This window comes from Pseudomonas fluorescens, from assembly GCF_001648775.1.
In the GTDB taxonomy this organism is placed as follows: Bacteria; Pseudomonadota; Gammaproteobacteria; order Pseudomonadales; family Pseudomonadaceae; genus Aquipseudomonas; species Aquipseudomonas fluorescens_M.
On sequence record NZ_LVEJ01000013.1, the window covers coordinates 133401 to 150659 of the forward strand.

The window sequence follows — 17259 nt, forward strand, 5'->3', positions numbered from 1 at the left end:
ACGTCTGCTGCCAGTATTCACTCTGGCGCTGCAACACCTCACCGCTGAGCCAGCGCCGCTGCCACACGGCGTAATCGGTGTATTGCAGCGTCAGCGGCGGCAGTGGATCAGCCTGACCTTGGCTGAACGCCTGATACAGCGCCATCAGTTCGCGGGTCAAAACACCCATCGACCAGCCATCGGAGATGATGTGGTGCAGGGTCAACAGCAGCACATGATGATCGTCGGCCAGACGCACCAGACGTCCGCGAATCAACGCATCATCCTGCAAATCGAACGGCCCGGACGCTTCGCCCTGAATCAGCGCCTGCAAGGTTGGCTCGGGTTGCGGGTGTTGGCGCAGGTCTTCGACACGCAACAACAGGCCGCTGTCGACCGGAGCGATCAACACCTGTGCTTGATCATTGAACTGGGCGAAACGGCTGCGCAGGGTTTCATGGCGGGCAACGATCCGCGCCAGTGCACGCTGAAGCGCAGCGTCGTCGAGGCGGCCACGCAAACGCAGGGCCACGGGAATGTTGTACGCGGTATTGGCGCCTTCCATTTGCGCCAGAAACCACAGCCGTTGCTGGGCGAATGACAGCGGCAAGGCGCCGTCACGCGGCACCGGCACAATCTCTGGTTGCGTGCAGCGCCCCGCCTCGCTCAGTACCGCAGCGACCGCCGCCAGTTCGGCGTTGGTGAACAAATCAGCCAGGGCCAGTTCGACGCCAAGCCGTTGGCGCACTTGCGAGACCATGCGCATCGCCAGCAGCGAATGGCCGCCGAGTTCGAAAAAGTGATCCTGACGCCCGACCCGTTCGACCTGCAGCACATCGGCCCAGATCTGCGCCAGCGCGGTTTCCACTTCGCCTTCGGGTGCCACGTATTCGCGGGTGAACAGTGCCGACAACTCCGGTGCCGGCAAGGCTTTGCGGTCGACCTTGCCATTGGCGGTCAACGGCAATGCGGCGAGTTTGACGAACGCCACCGGCACCATGTACTCCGGCAAACGGCTCAGCAGTTGCGCGCGCAACTCGCCGACCGGCAGCGCTTCAACCTGTGCTTGTTCGGTGAAATACGCCACCAGTCGTGGCTGGCCGGGCTGATCTTCGCGGGCCAGCAGCACGGCTTCCTGAATCCCCGGCAACTGATTGAGGCAGGTTTCGATTTCCCCCAGTTCGATGCGCACGCCACGGATTTTCACCTGATCGTCGTTGCGACCCAGGTATTCGAGCGTGCCGTCCTCGCGCCAGCGCGCAAGGTCACCGGTGCGATACATGCGCGCGTTCGGCAGGCGGCTGAACGGGTCACGCAGAAAGCGCTCGGCGGTCATTTCCGGTCGATTGAGGTAACCACGAGCGACCCCCGCCCCGCCGACGTACAACTCGCCCGCCACGCCCATCGGCACCGGACGTTGCTGCTCATCAAGCAGGTACACCGTGGCGTTGCTCACTGGTTTACCGATGTGCAACGCGTCGCCGCTGTCGACCCGTGCCGATGTCGCGACCACCGTGGCCTCGGTCGGGCCGTAGTTGTTGATCACGTCGAAATGCTGGTTGCGATTGAACTGGCGCAAGCGGTCGCCGCCGATCAGCAGCGTGCGCAGGGTCGGGTGTTCGAGGTTCTGGCTGAAGGCGTATTCAGCCACTGGCGTCGGCAGAAAGCTCACGTCCAGCGGTTGCGCGCACCACCACGCCAATAGCGCGTCGATGTCTTCATTGCCATTGTGGGTAGGCGCCAGATGCAACGTCGCACCTGCGCACAGAGCCGGCCAGACTTCCCAGGCCATCGCGTCGAAACCGAAACCGGCGAGGCTCGAGGTGTGGCGACCGGCGCACAGGTCGAATGCCGTGCAGTGCCAATCGACCAGATTGTTCAAGGTGTGATGCTCGACCATTACGCCTTTGGGCAGGCCGGTGGAGCCGGAGGTGTAGATCACGTACGCGAGGTGTGAGGGGGTCAGCCCCGGCACGTTCGGGTCGAGCGTGCAGGTCAGTGGCCAGGTGCAGCGGTCGAGGTCGATCACCGGCACGTCCAGCGCCGGCAAGCGCTCACGCAGATCGGTTTGGGTGAGGACGACCACCGGCGCGCTGTCACCGAGCAGATAGTTCAAGCGCTCGGCCGGGTGTGCCGGATCGACCGGCACGTAACCGGCGCCGGCCTTGAGAATAGCGACGAGCCCGATCAGCGTATCGAGCCCCCGGCGGGCGACGATGGCCACGCGGTCGTCGGGTTTTACGCCGCGCTCGATCAGGTGATGTGCCAGGGCATTGGCGTGGCGGTTCAACTCGGCGTAGGTCAATTGCGCGTCGGCAAACACTGCTGCCAGCGCTTCCGGCCGTTCGGCAACCTGAGCTTCGAAGCGTTGCTGAAGGGGCTGGGCCGGCGGGAAACTTATTTGCATCGCGTTGAAGCCAACCAGCACTTGCTCAAGCTCCGCTGCCGGCAGAACCGGCAGTTGATTGACCGGTGTTTGCGGCGCCTGCTCCAGTGCCAGCAGCAGATTTTCCAGCGCGCAGTGCATGTAGGCGCAGATCCGCTGCGGGTCGATTTGCGTGCTCGCCAGCAACGTCAGACTGAACGCGTCGCCGAAGTCGTCAACGCTCAGGGTCAGCGGATAGTTGGTGCGTTCCTCGGAGTGCAGGGTGGCAATGCCCTCCCATGCCGCGAGCGTTTCAGCGCTGGCCGTGGTGACGTTGTGGCTGTGGCGGTAGTTGAGCAGCGTGCTGAACAGCGGCGTCGGTGCGACCACGTTGCTGCAGCGCTGGGCCAAGGCCAGTGGCGCGTATTCATGGCGCATCAGCGAGGTCAGCCGCGCATGGGTCGCGTTGACGGCGGCACGCACGTCGGCGCTGTCGACATTCACCCGCAACGGCAAAGTGTTGATGAAGATCCCCAGCGCCCGATCAATGGCTTCGGCGCCCTGCATGCGCCCCATCAGCACCGTGCCGAACACCACTTGCTGCTTGCCGGTCAACGCTGCCAGCACCTGTGCCCAACCGAGGTGAAACAGGCTCGCGGCACTCACCCCGAGCTGGCGTGCCTGGGCGCGCAAGCGCTGGCCCAGCAGCGGCTCGATCGGCTGGCTCAATTCAACAATCTCGCTGCCGTCACCCTGCACGTCTTGCAAGCCGTACGGCAACGTCGGCTCGTCGATGTCGCTGAGCATGTCGCGGAAAAACGCCTCATGCTCGGCTTCGCTGACGCCCAGACGCGCCTGCGCCACGTAATTGCGGAACGGCACCGGCCGCCCGAGCAACTCGCTCTGCCCGCTGAGGCAGGCGCGCATTTCATGCCGCACCACGTCGAGGGCCGAGTGGTCGAGGGCCATGTGGTGGAACAACAGGGTCGCAATCACCCGTTGCCCGGCTTCGTCCCAGGCATGGGCCAGGCGCATGAGCGGCGCGCGGTTGACGTCGAGGCGAAAGTGTCGGGCGTCGAAACGCTCGTGCAGGTACGCCAGCACATCGCTGTCAGCGTCAGGCACCACGACCTCTTCCACGGGCAGTTCGGCGCGGCGCCAGACCACCTGCACCGGAGCGTCCAGGCCTTGCCAGTGCACCGAAGTGCGCAGAATGTCGTGGCGATCGATCACCGTTTGCAACGCTTGCGCGAACGCCTGAAAACGTTCGCGACTGGCGAAGGCGAATTGCGACTGCATGACATACGGATCGCCTTCACCGCCACTGACGTGGTGATAAAGAATGCCTTCCTGCAACGGCGCCAGCGGGTAGATGTCCTGCACATTCACCGCGTCGCCTGGCACTTGCGCCACGAGGTGGTCGATGCTGGCCTGATCCAGCTCGACCAGACTCAGCATCGACGGGGTGATCTGCGTGGCGTCGGCAGCGATGCCGTTGACCGGCACCTCGACCTGACCGGCCTTGGTGGCCGAGTATTGCCCGGCCTTGATCAGTTCGATCAGCGCCGGTTTGTGCTCACGCAGCGCCGCCAGCAACGCCGGATCGCTCAAGGCCTGCTTGTTGCCGTTCACCCGCAACTGGTCATCCGTGACCGCCAACTGAATGTCTTTTGCCTTCAGGGTTGCCAACAGTTCGAGCACATTCACAGGACGATCTCCATTCTTTCGGTAATTGCGGCGTAGCCGGCCAGGGTCGGTTGTTCGAACAACGCCCTGACGTCGGCTTCCATGCCTTCCTGACGTAACCGGCCGATCAGACTGACCGCCAGTAGTGAGTGACCACCCAATTCAAAGAAATGGTCGTGGCGCCCTACTCGCTCGACGTTGAGCAACTCGGCCCACAGCCGTGCGAGGGTGATTTCGACGTCGCCGACCGGCGCTTCGTATTCGCGGGTTTTCAGCGCTTGCTGATCCGGCGCCGGCAGCGCCTTGCGGTCGAGCTTGCCGTTGGGGCTCAGCGGTAAAGCGTCGAGATGCACGAACACGGCGGGCACCATGTAGTCCGGCAAGTGCTCGAGCAAATGACTGCGCAGCAGGTCGATGTCCAGCCGTTCACCGGTGTAATACGCGACCAGACGTTTATCGCCGGGCACGTCTTCACGGGCCAGCACCGCCGCCTCCTGCACACCCTCGATCTGGGTCAGGCGCGCCTGAATTTCACCCAGTTCGATACGCAAGCCACGGATCTTCACCTGATCATCGTTCCGACCCAGGTATTCGATGTTGCCGTCGGCCCGATAACGGGCGACGTCACCGGTGCGATACATCCGCCCGCTCGGCTGGAACGGATCGTCGAGGAAGCGCTCGGCGCTCAGCTCAGGCCGGTTCAGATACCCCCGTGCCACCTGCACACCAGCGATGTACAACTCGCCGACGACGCCTTGCGGCACCGGTTGTTGTTGCGCATTGAGGATGTACATCCGGGTGTTGGCGATCGGTTTGCCGATCGGCGTGTTGTCCGGGGTCTGCTCGATGGACCCGGCGCAATCCCACGCCGTTACGTCGACGGCCGCTTCGGTCGGACCGTAGAGGTTATGCAAGGCGCTGCCCGGCAGTTGCAGTTTGAAGCGCCGCACCAGACTGCCCGGCAACGCTTCGCCGCTGCACATCACCTGCCGCACGCTGTCGCAGCGTGCGGTGTCGCTGTTGGCGAGGAACACGTCGAGCATCGACGGCACAAAGTGCAGCGTGGTGATGTGTTCACGCTCGATCACTTCGCTGAGGTAGTGCGGGTCCTTGTGCCCGCCGGGCTGCGCCATGACCAGTCGCGCGCCGGTCATCAGCGGCCAGAAGAACTCCCACACCGACACGTCGAAGCTGAACGGGGTTTTCTGCAACACCGAATCGGCAGCGCTCAGACGATAGGCGTCCTGCATCCACAGCAAGCGATTGACCACACCGGCATGCTCGTTGACCACGCCTTTCGGTTGGCCGGTGGAGCCGGAGGTGTAGATCACGTACGCCGTGTGCTGTGGCGTCAGCGCCGGGATTTGTGGATTGTCGGCGGACAGGGATTGCCAGGTGTTGTGGTCGAGGTCGACGACCGCTGCCGAGACATCTCCCAGCAATTCGTCGGTCGCCGCGTGCACCAGCACCACGGCCGGCGCGCTGTCTTCAAGCATGTAGGCGAGACGCTCCGGCGGATAGGCCGGGTCCAGCGGCACATAACCGGCGCCGGCCTTGTTGATCGCCAGCAAGCCGATGACCATCTCCAGGCTGCGTTCGACACAGATCGCCACCCGTGAATCCACTTGCACACCGAGGCTGATCAAGTGCCGGGCCAAGCGGTTGGCGCGTTCGTTCAACTGCGCGTAGCTCAATGCCTGTTCGCCGATGACGACGGCCACAGCCTGTGGCGTACGCCGCACCTGCGCTTCGAACATGCCGTGCAACGTCTGCTGCAAATCGTAAGCGACGTCAGTGTCGTTGAGGCCGAACAACAACGCCTGGCGCTCCTCGTCCGCCAACACCGTCAGGCGATTCAACGGTTGCTGCGGCGTGTGCTCCAACGCGTCAACCAATGCGCCCAGCGCGTTCTCCATGTACTGGCCGATGCGCGCCGCACCAATGCGCGACGGGGTCATCACTGTCAGTTGGAAGCCGCTGCCCAGATCATCGACGTTGAGGGTCAACGGGTAGTTGGTGCGTTCCTCGCCGGCAAGGGACTCGATGCCCTGCCAGGATTCACGCTTGGCGTTTTGTCGGGCCTCATTGTCGCTATGCCGGTAGTTGAGCATTGCACTGAACAACGGCGACGGCGCCGCAACGCCGCTGCAACGCTGGGCCAGTGCCAGCGAAGCATGTTCGTGGGCCAACAACGCACTGAGCCGCGCATGGGTCGCCTTGACCCCGGCGCGCACATTGCTTTCGTCGACATCCACGCGCAATGGCAAGGTGTTGATGAACATGCCCAGCCCACGATCCGCGCCCTCACCGCCCTGCATGCGGCCCAGCAACACCGTGCCAAAAACCACAGGCTGCTGAGCGGACGTTGCCGCCAGCACCTGCGCCCAGGCGAGGTGGAACAGGCTGGCAACGCTGACGCCGAGCAAGCGTGCCTGACTGCGCAAACGCAGCGCCACCGCTGACGGCAGCGGCTGGCAGACTTCCTCGATGTCATTGCCGTCGCCCTGCACATCCTGCAAGCCGAACGGCAGCGTCGGTTCGTCGATGTCGCCGAGCATCTCGCGAAAGAACGCTTCGTGCTCTTGCTCGCTGACGCCGAGGCGTGTCTGCGCAACATAATTGCGGTACGGCACGGCGGCCATCGGCAATCGTTCATCGCCGCGCAAAATCGCCTGCATTTCTGCACTGACCACCGCCAGCGCCGTGTGGTCCATGGCGATGTGGTGGAACAACAGCATGGCCACCACGCGCTGATTGTGCGGATCGAGGGCATGCACCAGACGCAGCAGCGGTGCCTGATCCAGTTCCAGACGCCAGTGCCGCGCATCGAAGCGCGCGCGCAACTGATCGATGGCTTGACCCTGCGCGGGCTCCAGCGCCACCGCTTGTACCGGCAGCTCGGCCTGGCGCCAGACCACTTGCACCGGCGCCGCCAGTCCTTGCCAGACAATCGACGTGCGCAGGATGTCGTGGCGCGTCATCACTTGGCGCAGCGCCGCCGCGAACCCTTGAAAACGCTCGAGGCTGTCGAACGCCAGACACGATTGCAGCAGGTACGGATCACCCTGCGCGGCGCTGAGGTGGTGATACAGAATCCCTTCCTGCAACGGCGCCAGCGGATAAATGTCCTGCACGTTGGCCGCGCCACCCGGCACCGTAGCGACGATGCGCTCGATGCTGGCCTGATCCAGTTGCACCAGTGGCAGCATGTCCGGGGTGATGTGCGTGCAATCGGCGGCAATCAGATTAACCGGCACCTCGACCTCGCGACCGCTGCCTACCGCCGCCGCCAGCGCGGCCAACGTCGGCTGGCTGAACAGCACGCGCACGTCGGTGCTCAGATCGACCTGGCGCATGCGCTCGATCAGCGTCACCGCCAACAATGAGTACCCGCCCAGTTCAAAGAAGTTGTCGTGACGGCCGACCTGCTCGACGTTGAGAACGTCAGACCAGATCTGCGCCAGCGCGATTTCCACCGAACCTTGTGGCGCGGCATATTCGCGGCTCAGCCACGCCGTTTGATCCGGCTCTGGCAATGCCTTGCGGTCGAGTTTGCCGTTGGCGGTCAGCGGCAGTGCTGGCAGGCGCACGTAAGCGGCAGGCACCAGCGCTTGCGGCAACTGCGCTTGCAGATGACTGCGCAAATCCTCGATGTCGACGCTCTGGCGCTCGGTAAACCACGCCAGCAACTGGCCGTCGCGCACCAGCACCACGCAATCCTGCACGGCTTCGTGAGCGCTCAGCGCCGCTTCGATTTCGCCCAGTTCGATGCGCACGCCGCGCAGTTTGACCTGATCATCGTTACGTCCCAGGTATTCGACCGAACCATCGGCGAGCCAGCGTGCGAGGTCGCCCGTGCGGTACATGCGCGCCTGCGGTTCATCGCTGAACGGATCGTCGAGGAAGCGTTCGGCCGTCAGCTCGGGGCGATGCAGATAACCGCGCGCCACCCCGGCGCCGCCGACATACAACTCACCGGCGACACCGACCGGGACCGGGCGCTGCTGTTCGTCGAGCAGATAAATTTTCGCGTTGGCCATCGGCCGACCGATGTGCAGCACCTGCCCGGCTTCAACCGCACCAGAAGTCGCGACCACCGTGGCTTCGGTCGGGCCATAGTTATTGATCACCGCGAAGGTCTGTTCACGCGGCAACTGCCGCAATTTATCGCCACCGATCAACAGCGTGCGCAAGGTCGGGTGGCCGAGGTCGCGAGTGAACGCGTATTCGGCCACCGGCGTTGGCAGGAAACTCACCTGCAACGGCTGCGCGCGCCACCATTGCAGCAACTCGTCGAGGTGCTCGTTGCTCACCGACTCTGGCGGCAGGTGCAGGGTCGCGCCGACACACAGCGCCGGCCAGACCTCCCATGCCATGGCATCAAAACCAAAGCCGGCGACACTCGACGTGTGGCTGCCGGCGCGCAGGTCGAAGGCCTCGCAGTGCCAGTGCACCAGGTTCTCCAGCGTCGCGTGTTCGACCATCACGCCTTTCGGCTGGCCGGTGGAACCGGAGGTATAGATCACATAGGCCAGATGCGCCGGGGTCAGCGTCGGCAGTTGCGGATTGCTGTCGGACAGCTGTTGCCAGGTGGGATTGTCCAGATCAATCAGCGGCACTGCGCCGAGCAAATCAGCGGTCGAAGCCTGTGCCAGCACCGCCATCGGCGCGCTGTCCTGCAACAGATAGGCGATGCGTTCCGCCGGGTACGCCGGGTCGACCGGCACATAACCGGCGCCGGCCTTGAGGATCGCCAGCAACGCGACGAGCATGTCCGGGCTGCGGCGCAGGCACACGGCGATGCGGTCATCGGGCTGCACGCCGAGCCCGAGCAAGTGATGGGCCAGGCGATTGGCACGCTGATTGAGTTGCGCGTAGGTCAGTTGCTGCATGCCCTGAACCACTGCCAGTGAATCCGGCTGCTGCTCGGCCTGAGCCTCGACCAAGCGCTGAATCGTCGCGCCACGCGGATACGCCGCTGAGTGCTGGTTGAAGCCGACCAGCAAGTGCTCGTATTCCGCCACCGAGAGCACCGGCAAGCGGTTGAGCGGACGTTGCGGCGCCTGCTCCAGTGCCGTCACCAGATGTTCGATTGCGGTGTGCATGTAACTGCAAATCCGTTGCGCGCCGATCTCTGCGACCGCGAGCACATTGAGGGCGAAGCCTTCGCCCAGATCATCGACCGACAGGGTCAGCGGATAATTGCTGCGTTCTTCGCCGCCAAGCATGCGCACGCCTTGCCAGATGCCCTGGCCGTCACGCGGCTGCTGTGCGGCGGCGCTGTGCCGGTAGTTGAGCAAGGCGCTGAACAGCGGCGCGGAACTGGCCATGGCACTGCAACGTTGGGCCAGCGCCAGTGACGCGTGTTCATGACCGAGCAGCGCCGTCAGCCGTGCATGGGTGGTTTTCACCCCGGCGCGCACGCCTTCAGCGAGATCAACCCGCAGCGGCAAGGTATTGATAAACACCCCCAACGTGCGGTCGGCACCCTCACCGCCCTGCATCCGCCCCATCAACACGGTGCCGAAGACCACGTCGCGGCGCCCGGAGACCACGCCCAGCACCTGCGCCCAGGCCATGTGCATCAGGCTCGCCGGGCTGACGCCCAACTGCCGCGCCTGTTCACGCAGGCGCAAATTGAGCGTCGCATCGACCGCTTGCAGCGCTTCTTCGATACCACGTCCGTCGCCCTGCACATCCTGCAAACCGAAGGGCAAGGTCGGCTCGTCAATATCACCGAGCATCTCGCGGAAAAACGCTTCGTGTTCCTGCGCATCGGCGCCCAAGCGCGCCTGCGCCACGTAATTGCGGTAAGGCATGGGCGGTGTCAGCGTGTCGAGCTGATCGAACATCAACGCGTGCATTTCCCGAGCGATCACTTCCATGGCGGTATGGTCGAGAATCGAGTGATGGAACAGCACGATCGCGACCACTTGCTGCTGCAACGGATCCTCGGCGTAGACCATGCGGATCAGCGGCGCCTGATTCAGGTCGAGGCGGTAATGGCGCGCATCGAAACGCGCGTGCAACTGCTCGAGAACGTCGGCGTCCTGCGCATCCAGCGGCACCTTTTGCACGACCATCTGCGCCTGCCGCCAGACCACTTGCTGCGGGCTCGGCAAACCTTCCCAGACCACGCTGGTGCGCAGAATGTCGTGACGGGCGATGACCTGCTGCAAGTGCTCGGCGAAGCTGTGCAGACGTTCAAGACTGTCGAAAGCCAGACGCGATTGCAGCAAGTACGGATCGCCCTGCTCGGCACTGAGATGGTGATAAAGAATGCCTTCCTGCAACGGTGCCAGCGGATAGATATCCTGCACATTCGCAGCGCCACCCGGCACCGTGGCGACGATGCGCTCGATACTGGCCTGATCCAGTGTGGTCAGGCTCAGCATGTCGGGCGTGATGTAAGTGCAATCGGCCGGAATCAGATTGGCCGGCACCTCGATTTCCCGGCCACTGCCCAGGGCACGGGCCAGCGCGGCCAGGCTCGGCTGATTGAACAGCACGCGCACATCGGCGCTCAGACCGGCCTGACGCATGTGTTCGATCAGGCTCACCGCCAACAGTGAATGGCCGCCGAGTTCGAAGAAGTTGTCGTGGCGGCCGATCTGTTCGATGTTGAGTACGTCGGCCCAGATCTGCGCCAACGCGATCTCGACCGGGCCTTGCGGCGCTTCGTATTCACGGCTGAGCCATGCGTGCTGATCCGGCTCGGGCAAGGCCTTGCGATCGAGTTTGCCGTGGGCGGTCAGCGGCAGGCTGTGCAGGCGCACGTAAGCGGCCGGCACCAAAGTGTCCGGCAGTCGGGCTTGCAGATGCTGGTGCAAGTCGCCGATGTCGACAGGCTCGATTTCGGTGAACCAGGCGACCAGACGGCCGTCACGCACCAGCACCACGCATTCGCGGACGGCGTCGTGGGCGCTCAACGCCGCTTCGATTTCGCCGAGTTCAATGCGCACGCCGCGCAGCTTCACCTGATCATCGTTGCGCCCCAAATATTCGATGTTGCCGTCAGCCAGCCAGCGCGCGAGGTCACCGGTGCGGTACATCCGCGCGTGCGGCTCATCGCTGAACGGATCTTCAAGGAAGTGTGCCGCCGTCAGTTCCGGGCGATTCAGATAACCACGCGCCACCCCGACGCCACCGACATACAACTCGCCCTGCACGCCAGTCGGCACCGGCTGTTGCAGGCGATCAAGCAGATAAATCCGCGCATTGGCAATCGGCCGGCCAATGTGCAGAACCCGCCCGGGTTCGATACGCCCGGAAGTCGCCACCACCGTGGCTTCGGTCGGGCCGTAGTTGTTGATCACAGCGAAAGTCTGATCACGCGGAAACTGCCGCAACTTGTCGCCACCGATCAGCAGCGTGCGCAGGGTCGGATGGCCCAGACCGCGACTGAAGGCGTATTCGGCCACCGGGGTCGGCAGAAAACTCACCTGCAGCGGTTGCGCGCGCCACCATTCGAGCAATTCATCAAGGTGTTCATTGCCGATCGAGGACGGTGGCAGGTGCACGGTCGCGCCGACGCACAGTGCCGGCCAGACTTCCCAGGCCATCGCATCGAAACCGCAACCGGCGACGCTGGCGGTGTGGCTGCCGGCGTGCAGATCGAAGGCTTCGGCGTGCCAGTGCACAAGGTTTTCCAGCGTCCGGTGCTCGACCATCACGCCTTTCGGTTGCCCGGTAGAACCCGAGGTGTAGATCACATAGGCCAGACTCGCCGGCGTCAGCTTCGGCCGTTGCGGATTGTGGTCAGGCAAGTGCTGCCAGTCGCTGGCGTCCAGATCAATCACCGGGACAACGCCGAGCAGGTCGCGCGTCGACGCCTGTGCCAGCACCGCAATCGGGTCGCTGTCCTGCAACAGGTAGGCGATGCGCTCTTGCGGATAATCAGGATCAATCGGCACATAACCGGCGCCGGCCTTGAGAATCGCCAGCATTCCAACAAGCATGTCCGGGCCGCGACGCAGGCACAGCGCGACACGGTCGTCGGTTTGCACGCCGAGGCCAATCAGGTGATGGGCGAGACGATTGGCGCGCTGATTCAGTTCGCGGTAGCTGAGCCGTTGCTCGCCCTGCGCCACCGCCAGCGCATCGGGATGCGCCAGGGCTTGCGCTTCAAAGAGGCGCGGCACTGTTTGCGCGGGCGGGTATTCACGACCGCTGATGTTAAAGCCGACCAGCACCCGTTGGCGCTCGCTCGGCGACACAATCGACAGCTGCTGCATTGGCGCCTTCGGCGTGTACTCCAGCGCCGTAACCAGACTGTGCAAGGCAGTTTGCAAGTAATCGCAGACCCGCGCGCCGTCCACCTGCGGCACCGCTTGCACGCTCAAGCGGAAACCTTCGCCGAGGTCGTCGACGCTGACCACCAGCGGATAATTGCTGCGCTCGCGCGAGCTGAGAATCTGCACGCCGTCCCAGATGATGGCGGCAGATTCCGGCGCACTGTGGCGGTAGTTGAGCAACGTGCTGAACAGCGCCTGCGAACCGCTGACACCACTGCAACGCTGGGCCAGCGCCAGCGAGGCTTGCTCATGGCCGAGCAATTGCGCCAGGCGCGCATGGGTGCCACGCACGCCACTTTCTACCGACTCCGCAGCGACGCTGACGCGCAGCGGCAAGGTGTTGATGAACATGCCCAGCGCCCGATCAGCGCCCTCGCCACCTTGCATGCGCCCGAGCAAAACGGTGCCGAACACCACGTCTTGCTGGCCGGATACCTGCGCTAACACCTGAGCCCAGGCCTGATGCACCAGACTGGCGACGCTGACACCGAGCCGGCGCGCCTGCTCACGCAGACGTTGGCCGAGGCCGGCGTCCAGCTCCGCATGACTGTCGAGGATACCGCTGCCGTCGCCGTGCACGTCCTGCAAACCGAAGGCCACGGTCGGCTCGTCGATGTCGGCGAGCATCTCGCGGAAGAATGCCTCATGCGCCTGATCATCGGCGCCAAGCCGCGCCTGCGCGACAAAGTGGCGGTACTGCACCGGCGGCGGCAGCTCGCTGCTGCGGCCGAGCATGACATCGTTCATTTCCGCGACCAGCACCTCCAGCGCGGTGTGATCGAGGACGATATGGTGCAACAGGAGGATGCCGATCCAGCGGCTGTGCGGCTGATCTTCGGTGTAGACAAAGCGCATCAGCGGCGCACGATTGAGGTCGAGGCGATAGTGGCGCGGATCGAAACGCGCCTGCATCTGCTCCAGCACATCGCCGTCGAGCTCATCGGCATCGACGCGCTCCAGCGCCAGCGGCGCTTCACGCCAGACCACTTGCACCGCCTCTTCCAGCCCTTCCCAGACGATACCGGTGCGCAGAATGTCATGGCGCTTGATCACGCCGTTCAAGGCACGCACGAAGTCTTTGATCTGCGCCAGGCCGTCGAAGGCAAATTGCGCCTGCAACACGTAAGGATCGCCAGCACTGGTCGCCAAGTGGTGATAAAGAATCCCTGCCTGCAACGGCGCCAGACCATAAATATCCTGCACATTGGTGATACCGCCCGGCACGCTGGCGACGACACGGTCGATCGCGGCTTGATCGAGAGTGGCCAGCGGTAGCATGGCCGGGGTAATGCGCGAGCAGCCCGGCTCGATCAGGTTGTCCGGCACGACGATCACGCGCTCGCTGCTCAAGGTCGCCGCCAGCGCCGCCACGCTTGGCTGGCCGAACAGCACGCGCACATCACAATGCAGATCCTGTTGGCGCATGCGCTCGATCAGCTTCACCGCCAGCAACGAATGCCCACCGAGTTCGAAGAAGTTGTCATGGCGACCAACCTGCTCGACGCCCAGTAGTGTCTGCCAGAGCCCGGCAATCAGCGTTTCCACGGCACCGACCGGTGCTTCGAAACCACGCCGGGCAAAGGCCTCGCTGTCCGGCGCTGGCAGGGCTTTGCGGTCGAGTTTGCCGTTGGTGGTCAGCGGCAAAGCGTCCAGACGCACGAAAGCGCTCGGCACCATGTACTCAGCCAGCGACACCAGCAGTTGATCGCGCAAATTAGCCACATCCGGCGCGGCGCCTGCGTCGGCCAGCCAGTAGGCGACCAGACGTTGATCGCCGGGGCTGTCTTCGCGAGCGATCACCACGGCTTCGCGCACGCCTGCGCAGGCCGCCAGGCGCGCTTCGATCTCGCCCAATTCAATGCGGAAACCGCGAATTTTCACCTGATCGTCATTGCGTCCCAGGTACTCGAGGCTGCCGTCGACGGCCCAGCGTGCGAGATCGCCGGTTTTGTACAACCGCGCCTCGGCGTTGTCGCCGAACGGATCATTGATAAAGCGCTCGGCCGTCAGCGCTTCGCGGTTCAGATAACCGCGCGCCACCCCGGCCCCGCCGACGTACAACTCGCCAATCACGCCGACCGGAACCGGCTCACGCTGAGCATCGAGGACATACAGTTGCAGGTCGGGAATGCGCACACCAATCGGGCTGACACCGACCAACGACGCATCGGCAGCCTGCAACGGCCGATAGGTTACGTGCACGGTGGTTTCGGTGATGCCATACATATTCACCAGCCGCGTACCGGCATTGCCAACCCGTGCATACCACGGTTTGAGCAGGCCCGGCTCCAACGCTTCGCCACCGAAAATCACTTCCCGCAGCGAGTGCTGCAGCGGACTGCGACCCTGTGCGGCGATCAATTGGCGGAACGCGCTCGGCGTCTGGTTGAGCACGGTTACGCCGGTTTGGCAGAGCAATGCATAGCAGTCATCCGGCGAGCGGCTGACGGCTTGCGGAACCAGCAGCAATTGCCCGCCGAACGCCAGCGCACCCCAGATTTCCCACACCGAGAAGTCGAACGCGAAGGAATGGAACAGCGCCCAGATGTCCTGTTGATTGAACTGGAACCAGTCATGGGTGGCCGAGAACAGCCGCGCCACGTTGCGGTGCTCGACCATCACGCCTTTGGGCAGACCGGTGGAGCCGGAGGTGTAGATCACGTAGGCCAAATGGGCTGATGTCAGTTCGGGGATCTGCGGATTGCTGTCGAGTTCGGCCTTGAGGTGGGCGCTGTCGAGATCGATCTGCGGCACCTCGAGATCAGCCACGCGATCGCGCGTCGCGGCTTGCATGAGCACGGCTGCCGGGGCGCTGTCCTGCAAGGTAAAGCTGATTCTGTCCAGCGGATAAGCCGGGTCGATCGGCACGTAACCGGCGCCGGCCTTGAGTACGCCGAGCAGGCCGATGATCATTTGCGGGCCACGTTCGACGCAGATCGCCACGCGGTCATCCGGGCGGATGTTCAATGCCAGCAAGTGATGGGCGACCTGGTTGGCACGACGATTGAGCTCGCCGTAGCTGAGCGTCTGCCCTTCGAAAATCAACGCCGTGGCATCCGGTCGGGCCTGCGCATGGGCTTCGAATTGCTGATGAATCAGTGGGGTGTCGAGGTACTGCGCCAACGGCGAATTGCCGCCGCGTAACAGTTGTTCGCGTTCGCTGGCGGGCAGAATTTGCAGCGTGTGCAACGCGGCGTCGGGAGCGTCTTGCAAGGCCGCCGCCAGATTTTCCAGCGCCGTATTCAGATAAGCCGCCATGCGCTCGGCGCCGAGTGCAGCGTCCGCCAGCGCGGTAATGCGCAAATCTGCGCCGAGGTCATCGATGTTGATGGTCAGCGGATAGTTGGTGCGCTCGCGGGCACCCAACACCTGCACACCGGGGGCAATATCGACCACATCAGCGACTTCTTCGACGCTGCTGTGCCGGTAGTTGAGGATCGCGCTGAACAGCGGCGTCGGCACCGCCACTGCGCTGCAACGTTGGGCCAGGGCCAGCGAGGCCTGCTCGTGCGCCAGCAACGCGGTCAAGCGCCGATGGGTTGCCAGAACCCCGGCACGCACGCTTTGCGCGCCGACATCAACACGCAGCGGCAAGGTGTTGATGAACATCCCCAACGCCTGCTCGCCGCCCTCGCCCGCGTCCATCCGCCCCAGCAGCACGGTGCCGAACACCACCGCTGTGCGCCCGGACAATTGTCCCAATACGCGCGCCAGCGCCAGGTGCGTCAGGCTCGCGACGCTGACCCCGAGCTGCCGCGCCTGCTCGCGCAACTGCCGGCTCAAGCGACTGTCGAGCATCAGCGCGGCTTCCTCGATGGCGTGGCCGTCGCCCTGCACATCCTGCAAACCACACGGCAGCGTCGGCTCGTCGATGTCGGCGAGCATCTCGCGGAAGAACGCTTCCTGCGCCGGCTCATTGCCGGCACTGCGCGCCATCGCCAAGTGATCGCGATACGGCACTGCCGCCGGCACTTGCGCGGTCTGCCCGAGCAGAAACGCCTGAATTTCCCGGCGCAGCACGTCCAGCGCGACGTGGTCCATGATCATGTGATGAAACAGCAACAACGCGACGACGCGGCCCTGAGCAGGATCCTGCGCATAGACCACGCGCAACAGCGGCGCTTGCTGCATGTCGAGGCGAAAGTGCTGCGGGTCGTGGCGTGCGAGCAGCTGCGTGAGCACATCATGGTCGCTGTCGAGGCTGATTTCTTCGCATACCAGCGGCGCCTCGCGCCAGACCACTTGCACCGCTTCATCGAGGTATTCCCAGACGAACGAGGTGCGCAGAATGTCGTGGCGCTTGATCACCCAGCGCAGCGCATCGGCGAAGGCGTCCAGGCGTTGCTGGCTGTCGAACACGAAGCGCGCCTGAGAAATGTAGGGGTCACCGGCCTTGGCCGAGAGGTGGTGATAGAGCATGCCCTCCTGCAACGCGGACAACGGATAAATGTCCTGCACGTTGGCGGCGCCACCCGGCACCGTGGCGACGATACGGTCGAGGGTGTGCTGATTCAGCGTCACCAGCGGTAGCATGTCCGGGGTGATGCGAAAGGCCGGGCTCAGCCAGTCGCCGCCGTGTTGGGCGACCAGTTCCAGCAGTTGCGCCTTGTGCGCCGAGAGGCTGTCCCACAACGCGTCATCCAGCGCGTCGTCGCTGCCCAGAATGACCAGGTCTTCATCTTCCTGTTGAAGGCGGATCGCATGGGTGGAAATAACAGCCATCAGTTCGCTGAAATGCATGAGGTAACCTGCTGTAAATGCGGAAAAAAGGAGCGCGCAGCAGCGAGTCCGTGCAGGCCGCGCGCAGCCTGGAAAAACTAAAACATCGAGGCGTGGGTGTCTGACATGGGAAGCGGGGACAAGCCACCAGCGTGAGCACTGCAGGCTCCTTGTGGGAGCGAGCTTGCTCGCGAAGGCGGTGTATCAGTCACCAGC

Annotated in this window: 2 protein-coding genes (1 of these 2 cut by a window edge); both read right to left on the reverse strand. The window is 63.9% G+C overall.

What is annotated here, in order from left to right; translation table 11 throughout:
- Positions 1–4051, reverse strand: the 5' portion of a protein-coding gene (locus A8O26_RS13965; protein WP_064118559.1) for a non-ribosomal peptide synthase/polyketide synthase. It extends 13778 nt beyond the left edge of the window; only the first 4051 of its 17829 coding nucleotides appear in the window; its start codon is at positions 4049–4051; the stop codon falls past the left edge of the window.
- Positions 4048–17064, reverse strand: coding sequence for a non-ribosomal peptide synthetase (locus A8O26_RS13970; RefSeq protein WP_064118560.1), 13017 nt, complete (start codon positions 17062–17064; stop codon positions 4048–4050). The genes A8O26_RS13965 and A8O26_RS13970 overlap by 4 nt, the downstream gene beginning before the upstream one ends.
- Positions 17065–17259 lie beyond the last annotated feature (195 nt).